This is a genomic window from Gracilimonas amylolytica, from assembly GCF_002911695.1.
GTDB lineage: Bacteria > Bacteroidota > Rhodothermia > Balneolales > Balneolaceae > Gracilimonas > Gracilimonas amylolytica.
Map to the genome: position 1 here is coordinate 1 of NZ_PQBS01000019.1, position 11,565 is coordinate 11,565.

Sequence of the window (11,565 nt, forward strand, 5' to 3'; positions counted from 1 at the left end):
GTCATTGCGAATACTATGACTAAATCAAGTGGATTAGGCTGATTTTTTGTATTTCTTGATCATTTTCTGAATGTGTTTTGGATCATATTCTGCCCGGTTATTCCACATGGCACAGTACAGACGAATCAGTTTATTGATGATGTTGTTGATAGCAACTAATTCATGCTTGCCTTCATTAATTTTCTTCTCGTAATATTGGTGATAGTGTGGTTTGTGGTTGGCTACACTGCGGGCTGCCTGATGCATTAATCGCCGCAATTCGGAGTTTCCGTACCCGGTGGATCGATCCGGGCTTTTGACCGAGCTTCCGGAGCTTCGCCCGTGTGGGGCAAAGCCAAATCGAGAAGATATTTTCCGGGGATTGAGTTGGTCTTTCCCAGCAAACATGCACAACCAAAATCGTGCAATGACCGGACCGATACCGGGAGCTGTTCGCAAGGTTTGATGGCGCCTGCACAGAATTGGGTCCTGACGGATCAGCTCATCCATGGTGTATTCCAGCTGCTCGATATGCTGGGTGAGAAGTTCTACCTGTTGGTTCCACATCTTGGTTAATTGGCTCATGTCCGCATCATGAAACTCAGCCTCGCCAAGCTTACTCTTGAGGGCTGCTCGTCGATCCACCATCTTCCGTCTTTCGGCCTGAAGCCGTTTTAATTGTGCTTGCGTGGGTTTTGGAGCCTCTGCCAGCTGTAATCGGTCATTAAATCGAGCTCCATATTCTGCCAGTTGGCTGGCGTCAAATTCATCCGTTTTACGGTGATGTTCCCAGCTAACTTTTTCCAGGGCCGTTGTCTTTACCACCGCATGAGGCCAACCAGTCCGTGTACTCCATCGTAACAAGTGCTCCCCATAGCGTCCGGTGTGTTCACTAATAAGTATCGTCTGTGATTGAGTTACTTCGTGATCTTCCATCCACTCGGCTAAGTTGTGGAACCCTTCCTGAGTGTTAGGCACCTGCAACATATTTCTATCGCCGGTTTGGCGATCAAATAAAGAGATATCCAGGGTGTGTTTAGAAATGTCAATACCTACGATAAAGCGCCATTTAATTGTAATTTCCATAGCTATTTACCTATTTTAATTAAGATTGAATAGCTGCCGAGTAGTTATCTTCCCGCCTCTTTTAAAAAGGTATACTTTCCATACTATATGGGTTTAGATAACTACCTGCCATGACAGGCTTTGATTCGCAATAAGGGTTTTACCCGGAGGAGCGCAAGAGATTGCCTGCCATGGTTCGGTAGCTTTATTTTGTTAGTAGCTAACCAACAAAATATTTCCTAAGAAGTCTAAAAGAGGAGTTCGCATAGTATAATGTTGGTTGAATAAGCTAAACGACGAAGCAATCTCCCGAAATCGATATCCCAAAAAGATCAGGCAGATTGCCGCGGGTTGTGTTCACTTCGTTCACGGCAACCCTCGCAATGACATTCTCTAAATAACCGGTCATTGCGAGGCGCCCGGTGGAATAACGTTGGTTTAGAAAGTTAAACAACGAAGCAATCTCCCGAAATCGATCTCCCAAAAAGATCAGGCAGATTGCCACGGCCTTTGCTTCGCGGAAGGCCCCGCAATGACTGGCTACAAAAAAAGCCCTGCATGCTTTCGCATACAGGGCTTTGATACTTTTAAAACCGAATCTCTCAGTTATTACTTATTTGAGAATTCGAATTTTTGAAGGTCAATATCAACGCCATCCTTAGGACGAAGAGTGGTTGATTTCGGCTCAAGGAAATACTTGAGATAATCACGTCCACCGGCTTTGGCATCGGTTCCACTTAGTTTGAAACCACCAAATGGCTGGGCTCCAACAAGGGCTCCGGTACATTTTCTGTTGATGTATAGGTTTCCAACTCTGAATTCTCTGAGCGCACGATCCAGTTTCTTAGGATCATTGGAGAAATAGGCACCGGTGAGTGCGTAATCCACACCGTTAGCAATGCGAAGGGCATCATCGGTGTCTTTGGCTTTGATGAATGCGGTTACCGGACCAAAGATCTCTTCCTGTGCAATGCGGGCATTTTCATCCACATCCGCAAAAACAGTCGGCTCGATGTAATAGCCTTCCTCATCGGTTTCGGCACGTTTACCGCCGGCCATCAGTCGGCCTTCCTCTTTACCGATCTCAATGTAGCTCATGATCTTATCCACGGCTTTCTGATTGATAACCGGTCCTGAGATATGATTGTCTTTTGGATTACCTACACTCAGAGCCTTGGCTTTCTCAGTTACTTTTTCAAGCAATTCATCATAGATAGCCTGGTGGGCTACTACACGAGAACTTGCAGAACATTTTTGTCCCTGAAACCCGAAGGCTCCTTTGATGATCTCATCTGCTGCGGCATCGATATCAGCGTCTTCATCAACAACGGTTGCATTCTTACCGCCAAGTTCACAAACCATGCGCTTAAGGAATTTCTGTCCTTCTGCAACTTCAGCTGCGATCTTATTCAGGTGTAGCCCCACTCCCTTGGATCCGGTAAAGGTGATGAAACGGGTGTTAGGATGCTTCGCAAGATTTTCACCTACTTCAATGTCGCCACCTGTTACGTAGTTGAACACACCGGCCGGTAATCCAACTTCATCAAGGATCTCAGCGAGTAAATGTCCCATTTTTGGTGTGTCGGGCGCAGGCTTGGCAACCACTGTGTTTCCAACAGCGATCGGCGCCACGGCCATACCCACAAATATTGCGAATGGGAAGTTCCAGGGTGAGATCGAAACACCGGCGCCGATCGGCATGTAGATGGTTCGGTTATGGTCGCCCCAGGTTTCTTCAAGCACATCCATGCCATCATCAATGCGGAGGGCTTCGTGTGCGTAATATTCAATGAAGTCGATGGCTTCGCAGGTGTCGGCATCCGCTTCCAAATAATTCTTTCCGGCTTCGCTGACCATCCAGGCATTGATCTCTAGTCGTCGGCGGCGGACTACATCAGCGGCTTTAAAAAGATACTCAGCTCGTTTCTCGGCAGAAACATATTGCCAGTTTTCAAAAGCTTTCCATGCTTTGTCGAGAGCATCAAAAGCCTGTTCCTTACTTGCCATCTGAAAGGTTCCGATGGTCTCAGAGAGGTTACCGGGATTCTTGCTTTCGAAGGTGCCGGCATCACCCTTTACAAATTTTCCGTTAATATATAGATCATATTCTTTGCCAAAATTAGATCGCACTTCTTCAAGGGCATCCTTTTGGGCTTTATCGTTAGTAGGGTCTGAAAAATCCAGATACGTTTCGTTTCGGAATTTCTTTAATGTTTGATCAGGCATAGCAGTTTTTTATCTCGTTTTTATAATTATACCTACAAGATACGCAGAAAAGCGCTCCCATTTCAAAGGCCATATTTAATCTGAGAGGGTACCGGGTAAAACATTGAAAATCGGGCGTTATAGTGGTACTTTTATGGAGATTCACAAGAACTTTATAAGTGCTTTTTACATTGTTGTTATATGAATGAAGAGCATTAATATTTAATCATAAACAAGGATTAGAAATGTCAAAAATAAAAGTAGGAATTAACGGGTTTGGAAGGATCGGAAGAATGGTTACCCGTTCAATCCTCGCAAATCACAAAGATAGTATTGAAATTGTTGGTGTCAATGACCTGACAGATACTAAAACACTGGCTCACTTGTTCAAGTATGATTCAGCTCAGGGTATGTATCCCGGTGAAGTATCTGTGGATGGGGAAACCATCACGATTGATGGCGACAGCTTTAAAGTATCAGCTGAGAGAGACCCTGCAAATTTGAATTGGGGTGATCTTGGTGCGGAAGTGGTCATTGAATCCACCGGATTTTTCCGCGATGCTGAGAGTGCCGGAAAGCACCTGAAAGCCGGAGCTAAAAAAGTCATTATTTCTGCACCTGCCAAAGGTGATATTCAAACCATCGTATTGGGTGTAAATGACGAGAAGATCGACAAAGACGTTGAGATCTACTCAAACGCAAGTTGTACAACCAACTGCCTGGCTCCAATGGCTAAAGTACTGGATGATAATTTTGGATTGGTGAAAGGGTTTATGACCACTATTCACTCTTACACAGGCGATCAGGCTCTGGTTGATGCACCGCACAAAGACCTTCGCAGAGCGCGTGCCGCTGCTGTGAACATTGTACCGACTACAACCGGTGCTGCTAAGGCTGTGGGACTCGTACTTCCTCACCTTGATGGTAAGCTGGACGGTGGAGCTGTTCGTGTTCCTACTGTAACCGGATCACTGACTGATTTCACGGTCGTTCTTGAAAAAGAAACAACGGAAGAAGAAGTCAATGCTGCATTTAAAGCTGCATCTGAAGGACCAATGAAAGGAATCCTCGAATATTCTGATGTGGAACTGGTGTCAAGTGATATCATTGGAAACCCACACTCAAATATCTTTGACAGCCTAAGCACTAAAGTGGACGGAAATCTTGTCAAAGTGATCGGCTGGTATGATAACGAAGCAGGATATTCTGCACGTACCGCTGACCTGATCTCAAGGATCGTTTAATTCGACACTGAGAGATCAAAGATCTATTTGAACTCCTGCTCTCGAAAGAGGGCAGGAGTTTTTTTATATCTGTTTACTTGTATAACTGGATCTATCTCCCCACATTTGCATAGGAGTAACATCCCCCTGTAAATGAACAAGTTCATTTTCTGTCCCTCTTCAAAGAGGGAATTCTTTGTAGTTACTGGTGAATTTATTTTCAGGCTTTGGTTCCTTAACCTATTGTGAAAATTCTCCCTTAGAAGGGAGACCGGTTAAGAGCTTTAGCTCATAACCAGGGGGATGTGAGTGGTAAGAGTTAGCAGTGTATTAACTATTAAATCTAAAAAGAGATACTATGATTCGGTCAATATTTTTGGCGACGATCTTTGTCGGAATGGCAACATCCGGCTGCATTACCCAAACGGAAGAATCCGGGGCAGAAAAAGAAATTGAATACGACTATGAGCTCACGGATGCACAAACACACGCCCGCTGGAGTCGAACCATTGAGCCGGTGCTTACAGTCCCTTCAGGTTCTGTGGTAAAAGTGGCAACACAGGAAGCCTCAGCTAAACAACTGACCGTCAACTCAACGGTTGAGGACCTTGGGAACCTGAGTTTTGATCCCATTCACCCACTTACCGGACCGGTGTATGTGGAAGGCGCTGAACCGGGTGACGTCCTGAAAGTCACATTACACAAGGTTGAAATGGGCGATTGGGGCTGGACGGCCATCATCCCCGGATTTGGTTTTCTCGCCGATGAATTCGATGAACCCTATCTGAAAACATTTGAACTGGGTAAAGATCGAAAAACGGCCAAGTTCTCAGATAATATTGAGATCCCATTGAAACCCTTTCCCGGCGTGATGGGTGTGGCCCCTGATACCGATGAAATGTTGTCGACCATTCCGCCCCGGGCAAATGGAGGAAATATGGATGATCCAAATATGACCGAAGGATCGACCATTTACTTTCCGGTTTTTGTAGATGGTGCTTTGTTTTCTATTGGTGACACTCATGCTACTCAGGGGTCATGGTGAAGTTTGCGGAACAGCTATTGAAGCACCAATGAATATCATTTATGAAGTGGAAGTGATCAAGGGCGGCAGAACGATCACCGAACCTCAGTATGAAACCGATGACTACTATGCCGTTACTGCTTTTGCTGAAACGATCGATGAGGCAGCTAAAAAAGCCACGCGATTTATGATCGATTACCTGGAAGAGGAAAAAGGTTTGAGCCGAAATGATGCCTACGCCTTACTTTCCCTGGCCGGTGACCTGAAGATCGCAGAGGTGGTGGACGTCCCGCACATGCTGGTGTCCATGCATATTCCAAAAGATATCTTCAAATAACCTCACACAATTCAAATACTAATTAAACTTAAGCTGACTGAATAAATGAATCATTTAAAACTCCACCTGCTACTTTCTTTTTTTGTACTTCTTTTTGTTTCCTGTTCAGCAGATCAGGAAGCTGAATATGTTCTTGATACAGATCAGCTGATCGAGGACCTTCGTATTATTTCATCCGATTCCACAGAAGGCCGACGTACCGGTACGGAAGGCAATCAACTTGCCCGGGAGTATCTGCTGGATCGATTTGAAGAGGAAGGAGCGGAGCCCTTTCAGGGGGCATTTACTCATGAATTCAGTTTTAACAGCCGACAGGGAGAGGAAGTAACTGGCAATAACGTGATCGGGCAGATCACAGGTAAAACGGATTCGGTTATCGTCATTACGGCGCACTACGATCATATTGGCAAAAGGGATTCCCTGATCTTTAACGGAGCCGATGACGATGCTTCGGGAACAGCCGCGTTATTGGCTTACATCGACTATTTTAGCAATGTGGAGCCGTATCATACATTGGTCTTCGCTGCTTTTGATGCCGAGGAAATGGGGCTGCAGGGAGCAAGAGCATTGGTTCAGGATTCGGTATTTCTGGATAAGGTAAAAATGAACATCAACCTGGATATGATCGCCCAAAATGATAAGGATGAGATCTATGCGGTTGGGACCTATCACTATCCTGAGTTAAAACCGGTTTTGGATGGCATTGATAAGGCAGGAGTGAATGTGCTGTATGGGCACGACGATCCGAACAGTGATCTTGACGACTGGACCTACGCCTCCGATCATGGACCGTTTCATCAGCAGGGGGTTCCGTTCATCTATTTCGGGGTTTCTGACCATGAACATTACCATCAGCATACCGATGATTTTGAGACCATTCCCCAGGAATTCTACAAGAAATCGGTTCAAATGATCCTAAATGCGATCAAGGCGTTTGATGTGAGCTTGTGATCTTGAATAAGGCACTCACATCCCCCTGTAAATGATCAGTGGATCATTTACGATCCCTCTTCGAAGAGGGAATAATCTTTAGTCAGTTTCGGAGGCTATTTTAGGTTTGTGGGTTTAAAAAAACAGTTTAATTATTATTGTAGAATTCTCCCCTGCCTCGCCGGCAGGCAGGCTTAGAAGGGAGACCGGTTGAGAGCTTTAGCTCGAAACCAGAGGGATGTGAGTCAAGCACAAACACAAAAAAGGGAGTACAATATGCCTAATAAGATCCTTCCGTATGATCGGAATTTGAAATATTTAGCACGGGAACTAGGGAAAAACAGCACCCTCAGTGAAGTACTTCTTTGGAAACAAATAAAAGGTAAATCACTGGGTGTTGAGTTTCACAGACAAGTGCCAATATTGAATTATATAGTAGATTTTTATTGTCACGAGATCATGGTAGCAATAGAAATTGATGGGATAAGTCATGATCATCCAGAGAAATTTAGACAAGATAAAATACGACAAAAGGAAATTGAGAATTTAGGTGTCACATTAGTGAGAGTAAGTGATGCCGACGTAAAGAATAAATTACCAGATGTTGTACGGTATTTGGAAGGTTTTGTGGAGCGTTATAAGAATAAATAGCTTCTCGAAAACAGTTTACATCCCCCTGTAAATGATCGGTGGATCATTTACGGTCCCTCTTCGAAGAGGGATTTCCCCACTATAAAATTTTGAGTGTTGAATTGAAATGTACGTTTGTAATAAACTTTTGAATGAGGTATTAGAGTAAATCTCCCTTAGAAGGGAGACCGATTGAGAGCTTCAGCTCTCAATCAGAGGGATGTGAGTCAGGTTACCTGCTTTAAACAAAAAAAGCCCCTCCAAATGGAGAGGCTTTCGGTATAAAAAATGTTTCGACTCAGTTAAAACTTACGGAGATAACTGGTGCACTCTTTGCATTCTTTTCCGTCTTTTCGGGCATCTTCTTCTTTTTCAAAACCTTGACTGGAAAAAGCCTCAATATCACCATTCTTGGAAACACGTCTCCATCTCCATTCGCCTTTAACGTCTTGGTATAACTCACATTTAGCCATAGATAAGTAATTGATTTATTGAATTTTATAAACTATAAAATAGCTAAAATGTAGCTCACAAGCAATTCAGAGGGCTTTTCAAACTACTCAATAACATAGTCGTAAGTGATCTCAGAGCCCTTTTCCAAAGCTTTTGAAGCTGAGCAATATTTTGTGATGGATAGTTTGAGTGCGCGTTCCACTTTTTTAGGATCCAGGTCACCGGAAAGAATAAAATGCAGATGTATGGATCGATATTCAGTATGCGAAGCACCTTCTACTTTTTGACGGTCTCCATCCACTTCAACCTTGAGAGAGGCCACTTTTTGTTGCTGTTTTTCCAGAATGTGGAGGACATCAATAGCACTGCAGCCTCCAACACCGGCCAATAAAAGCTGCATTGGGGCAAGACCGCCTTCGAGGCCACCGATCTCATTATTTCCATCTATTCGGATCTTGCCGTTGGTTTCGTTTTCGGCTTCAAAATGGAAGTCTTTTCCAAGCCAGTTTACATCAATTTTCATCTGTAGGTAGTCTCTTTTGTATGATTTAAAATTTAAGTGAACAAAGGTAAGAAAATAGTAATGGCTTAACCATTCTCTTTCATTTCCAGCCGGCGCATAGGCATCTCATCAATGACGTCAAATAGCTTTTCGTGACGGATGAATTCGTCAGATCTATATTTGCTGCCTCCATCTTTTCCGATCAGAATGATCCTGAATTCAGACGGATCAATGTTAAATCGATCTCTTAGTTCTTTAGCATTTTCATCGCTAAGCAGATGATCTGAGTCATAATTACCGGAATTTTCTATAATCTCATAGAACAATAAATCTCTTTCTTCAAAACCATCCTGATGTTCTTTTATCATTCTCAGAGTTGAATTGAGGTCGGTGTGTGTACTGTTTGGAGAGAAGATGAGTAACACCCGGTTTTTCCATTTAAGGTCACTTAGATCTGTATCCATTTCAGTTTGTGCCGAAAGACCCGTGCTTAGTAGGCTTGCTGTTAAAAGGATCAGTAGAAGAGTCTTCATGTATGCTATTTTGTGGTCATTCGATAAATAAACAGGGCAAACAGCCAAAAAGTTTAGTTTTCAACGAAACGGTAGATGCTTAAAGAATCGTTAAATCAATATTCGGAATTGTACCTAAAACAAACTATGCCTATTTTTGAGCCGTGAAAAAAATGAACCTATATATTTCTCATCCAATTCATCATGGTGTCCGTCATGCCCATCAGGGACATCATCATATTCATGTGCATTAAATTTGCATCTGTTTTCACACGTTTTCTACCCTCTATAATTTTTATTTAACCAACCATTACTTACTGATATTATGAACCGAACGAAGGATTCTTCAACCTCATTGCGTATTGCTATTCAAAAAAGTGGTCGTTTGACTGATAAGACCATTGCTTTACTTGAAGGCATTGGAATAGAATTTGATAACTACAAGCGTAACCTCATTGTCAAAACCCGGAATTTTGATGTAGAATTGTTATTGCTTCGGGATGATGATATTCCCGAGTATGTACAGGATGGGGTTTGTGATCTTGGTTTTGTGGGTGCCAACGAAACTCAGGAAACAGGAGCTGATGTAACACCGATCCGCGACCTTGGCTACGGGAAATGCCGGTTATCGCTGGCGGCTCCTAAAAATGGGAATATTAAGAAACCCAAGGATTTTGACGGGAAAAAAGTAGCCACAAGTTACCCGAATCTGACCCGTAAGTTTTTTGAAGAACTGGGGATCGATATTAAAGTGATCGAAATTTCCGGTGCGGTTGAGATCGCGCCACAGCTGGAGGTGGCCGATGCGATCGTGGATCTGGTGTCCTCAGGTGGTACGCTGCGTGCAAATGGATTGGTGGAACTGGATACCATTCTTGAATCTCAAACACAGTTGATCCGAACCAATAAGGAACTTTCACCCGGCAAAAAGGAACTGATCGAACGCTTTTTGGTGAGAATGGATGGTTATCAGCAAGCGGCCAAGAGTCGTTATATTATGATGAACGCGCCGAATTCAGCGGTTGAGAAGATCAAGGAGATCATTCCGTCTATGAAAAGTCCGACTGTGATGCCATTGGCTGAAGAGAACATGGTTGCGGTTCACACCGTCATCCCGTTAGAAAAATTCTGGACCGTAATGGAAGAACTGAAGGAAGCCGGAGCATCTGATATCGTGATGTTGCCGATCGAAAGTATGATCCTATAGAACATTGAACAAGGAATATTGAACCTGCCTCGCCGGCAGGCAGGTATCGAAGTATTCGAAACTCGTTCCGTCGCTTCGCTACGGAATGCCAAACTGAGGCCTGCTTTAAACTATAAGGCAAAGAAATGAAAAAATACAACTATTCTGAATTATCACCGGAAGAGATCAGAGAGCTGCTGAAGCGGCCAAAAATTGATTTTAGCTCCATATTCCAAACGGTTCAACCCATAATTGAAGCTGTTGAAGAAGAGGGCGATTCTGCCGTGATCCGATATACGGAGCAATTTGATGGTGTGAAACTGAATGAGGTCACGTTGGATCCAAATGATGTTAAGGTTCAGATAGACGCCTCGGTCAAAGAGGCCATAGATATTGCGTTCAGTAATATTTCCCAATTTCATAGGGCCCAGCAGGCACCGGACCTGCATGTGGAAACCATGCCGGGTGTGCGGTGCTCAAAAGTGAGTCGCCCGATCCAACGTGTTGGACTGTATATTCCCGGTGGAACCGCCGTTCTGCCTTCCACGGCGATGATGCTGGCTATTCCTGCCATGATCGCGGGTTGCACAACAAAAGTGTTAGCAACACCGCCCAAGAAAGATGGAAGTGTGGCACCGGAGATCATTTACATTGCCCAGAAAGCCGGGATCAATACGATACTTTTAGCCGGTGGTGCCCAGGCTGTGGCAGCATTGGCTGTGGGAACCGAAAGTGTGCCCAAAGTGGACAAGATCTTTGGGCCGGGAAATCAATATGTGACAGCGGCGAAAATGATCCTTCAAAATTCGGAGGCTCAGATCAGTATTGACATGCCGGCCGGGCCTTCTGAAGTTCTGGTCATTGCCGATGCTGAAGCCAATCCTGCTTATGTTGCAGCCGACTTGCTGTCTCAGGCAGAACACGGAAGTGACAGTCAGGTAGTTTTGGTAGCCACTGAAGATTTTGACATGAATGAATTGGAGCATGAACTAAAAACCCAACTCAACGAGCTTCCCCGAAAAGAAATGGCAACCGGGGCTTTGGATAACAGTTTCAGCCTTGTGGTGAAGTCGCTTGATGAGGCTTTTGAGTTTTCAAATCAGTATGCGCCCGAGCATTTAATTGTGAATGTGAAAGAAGCTGAATCGTATGTGGATGAGATCATCAATGCGGGGTCGGTCTTCCTGGGACAGTTGACCCCGGAAAGTGTGGGGGATTATGCTTCCGGCACTAATCACACATTGCCAACTTATGGGTATGCCCGCATGTACAGCGGGGTGAATCTGGCCGCTTTTCAGAAATCAGTGACCATGCAATCTCTTACAGAAGAAGGGTTGAAAAATGTGGGTCCTGCAGTGGAAATACTGGCGGAATTAGAAGAACTTCAGGCGCATAAAAATGCCGTCAGCCTTCGGTTGAAGAATATCGAATAGTGAATAAAGGAATATTGAATTTGAAGTTGTAATAACACCGGAATAGAACAAGGATGACGCAGATTTAGCAGATGATCGCTGATATA

General features: G+C 44.2%; 12 protein-coding genes. 7 read left to right on the forward strand and 5 right to left on the reverse strand.

Annotation, left to right across the window (positions count from 1 at the left end; all coding sequences use genetic code 11):
• Window positions 1-33: 33 nt before the first annotated feature.
• Both C3B73_RS05370 and pruA read right to left on the reverse strand, forming a co-directional pair.
• Window positions 34-1,065 (reverse strand): IS110 family RNA-guided transposase, encoded by a 1,032-nt coding sequence (locus C3B73_RS05370; protein ID WP_103664590.1) that lies wholly within the window; start codon window positions 1,063-1,065, stop codon window positions 34-36.
• Between the two features lie 588 nt (window positions 1,066-1,653).
• A complete protein-coding gene (pruA, locus tag C3B73_RS05375) occupies window positions 1,654-3,270 on the reverse strand; it encodes an L-glutamate gamma-semialdehyde dehydrogenase (RefSeq protein ID WP_103664596.1) in 1,617 nt (538 codons plus the stop codon).
• A 224-nt stretch (window positions 3,271-3,494) separates the two neighbouring features.
• On the opposite strand from pruA, the gene gap reads away from it, so the two are divergent.
• The 5 genes from gap (at window position 3,495) to C3B73_RS05395 (ending at window position 7,414) form a co-directional block, all read left to right on the forward strand.
• On the forward strand, window positions 3,495-4,493 hold the full coding sequence (gap, locus tag C3B73_RS05380; RefSeq protein WP_103664597.1) for a type I glyceraldehyde-3-phosphate dehydrogenase: 999 nt from the start codon (window positions 3,495-3,497) through the stop codon (window positions 4,491-4,493).
• A 337-nt stretch (window positions 4,494-4,830) separates the two neighbouring features.
• Window positions 4,831-5,517 carry an acetamidase/formamidase family protein gene (locus C3B73_RS05385; protein ID WP_269800992.1) on the forward strand — a complete coding sequence of 229 codons (687 nt, stop codon included), beginning with the start codon at window positions 4,831-4,833 and terminating at the stop codon, window positions 5,515-5,517.
• 28 nt (window positions 5,518-5,545) lie between these two features.
• Window positions 5,546-5,833: an acetamidase/formamidase family protein gene (locus tag C3B73_RS14145; RefSeq protein ID WP_269800993.1), complete on the forward strand. Its 288-nt coding sequence runs from the start codon at window positions 5,546-5,548 to the stop codon at window positions 5,831-5,833.
• A gap of 45 nt (window positions 5,834-5,878) precedes the next feature.
• Window positions 5,879-6,784, forward strand: coding sequence for a M20/M25/M40 family metallo-hydrolase (locus C3B73_RS05390; protein ID WP_103664598.1), 906 nt, complete (start codon window positions 5,879-5,881; stop codon window positions 6,782-6,784).
• A 255-nt stretch (window positions 6,785-7,039) separates the two neighbouring features.
• Complete coding sequence (locus tag C3B73_RS05395; RefSeq protein ID WP_103664599.1) at window positions 7,040-7,414, forward strand: endonuclease domain-containing protein; 375 nt, start codon at window positions 7,040-7,042, stop codon at window positions 7,412-7,414.
• Between the two features lie 281 nt (window positions 7,415-7,695).
• On the opposite strand, the gene C3B73_RS14000 is transcribed toward C3B73_RS05395, so the two are convergent.
• From C3B73_RS14000 to C3B73_RS05405, 3 genes are all read right to left on the reverse strand, one after another.
• On the reverse strand, window positions 7,696-7,866 hold the full coding sequence (locus C3B73_RS14000; protein ID WP_198597285.1) for a YegP family protein: 171 nt from the start codon (window positions 7,864-7,866) through the stop codon (window positions 7,696-7,698).
• An 83-nt stretch (window positions 7,867-7,949) separates the two neighbouring features.
• Window positions 7,950-8,369 (reverse strand): OsmC family protein, encoded by a 420-nt coding sequence (locus C3B73_RS05400; RefSeq protein ID WP_103664600.1) that lies wholly within the window; start codon window positions 8,367-8,369, stop codon window positions 7,950-7,952.
• 65 nt (window positions 8,370-8,434) lie between these two features.
• On the reverse strand, window positions 8,435-8,881 hold the full coding sequence (locus tag C3B73_RS05405) for a DUF4174 domain-containing protein (protein WP_103664601.1): 447 nt from the start codon (window positions 8,879-8,881) through the stop codon (window positions 8,435-8,437).
• Window positions 8,882-9,185: 304 nt separating this feature from the next.
• On the opposite strand from C3B73_RS05405, the gene hisG reads away from it, so the two are divergent.
• Together hisG and hisD are read left to right on the forward strand one after the other, a co-directional pair.
• A complete protein-coding gene (gene hisG / locus C3B73_RS05410) occupies window positions 9,186-10,067 on the forward strand; it encodes an ATP phosphoribosyltransferase (protein ID WP_103664602.1) in 882 nt (293 codons plus the stop codon).
• Window positions 10,068-10,192: 125 nt separating this feature from the next.
• Window positions 10,193-11,479, forward strand: coding sequence for a histidinol dehydrogenase (hisD, locus tag C3B73_RS05415; protein ID WP_103664603.1), 1,287 nt, complete (start codon window positions 10,193-10,195; stop codon window positions 11,477-11,479).
• Window positions 11,480-11,565: the final 86 nt, after the last annotated feature.

What these genes read in the sequence shown, in the direction of transcription:
- C3B73_RS14145 (WP_269800993.1), top strand. Translation starts at nt 5,546, where the DNA reads ATGAATATCATTTATGAAGTGGAAGTGATCAAGGGCGGCAGAACGATC.
- hisG (WP_103664602.1), top strand. Translation starts at nt 9,186, where the DNA reads ATGAACCGAACGAAGGATTCTTCAACCTCATTGCGTATTGCTATTCAA.
- C3B73_RS05390 (WP_103664598.1), top strand. Translation starts at nt 5,879, where the DNA reads ATGAATCATTTAAAACTCCACCTGCTACTTTCTTTTTTTGTACTTCTT.
- gap (WP_103664597.1), top strand. Translation starts at nt 3,495, where the DNA reads ATGTCAAAAATAAAAGTAGGAATTAACGGGTTTGGAAGGATCGGAAGA.
- C3B73_RS05405 (WP_103664601.1), bottom strand. Translation starts at nt 8,881, where the DNA reads ATGAAGACTCTTCTACTGATCCTTTTAACAGCAAGCCTACTAAGCACG.
- C3B73_RS05395 (WP_103664599.1), top strand. Translation starts at nt 7,040, where the DNA reads ATGCCTAATAAGATCCTTCCGTATGATCGGAATTTGAAATATTTAGCA.
- hisD (WP_103664603.1), top strand. Translation starts at nt 10,193, where the DNA reads ATGAAAAAATACAACTATTCTGAATTATCACCGGAAGAGATCAGAGAG.
- C3B73_RS05370 (WP_103664590.1), bottom strand. Translation starts at nt 1,065, where the DNA reads ATGGAAATTACAATTAAATGGCGCTTTATCGTAGGTATTGACATTTCT.
- C3B73_RS05400 (WP_103664600.1), bottom strand. Translation starts at nt 8,369, where the DNA reads ATGAAAATTGATGTAAACTGGCTTGGAAAAGACTTCCATTTTGAAGCC.
- pruA (WP_103664596.1), bottom strand. Translation starts at nt 3,270, where the DNA reads ATGCCTGATCAAACATTAAAGAAATTCCGAAACGAAACGTATCTGGAT.
- C3B73_RS14000 (WP_198597285.1), bottom strand. Translation starts at nt 7,866, where the DNA reads ATGGCTAAATGTGAGTTATACCAAGACGTTAAAGGCGAATGGAGATGG.
- C3B73_RS05385 (WP_269800992.1), top strand. Translation starts at nt 4,831, where the DNA reads ATGATTCGGTCAATATTTTTGGCGACGATCTTTGTCGGAATGGCAACA.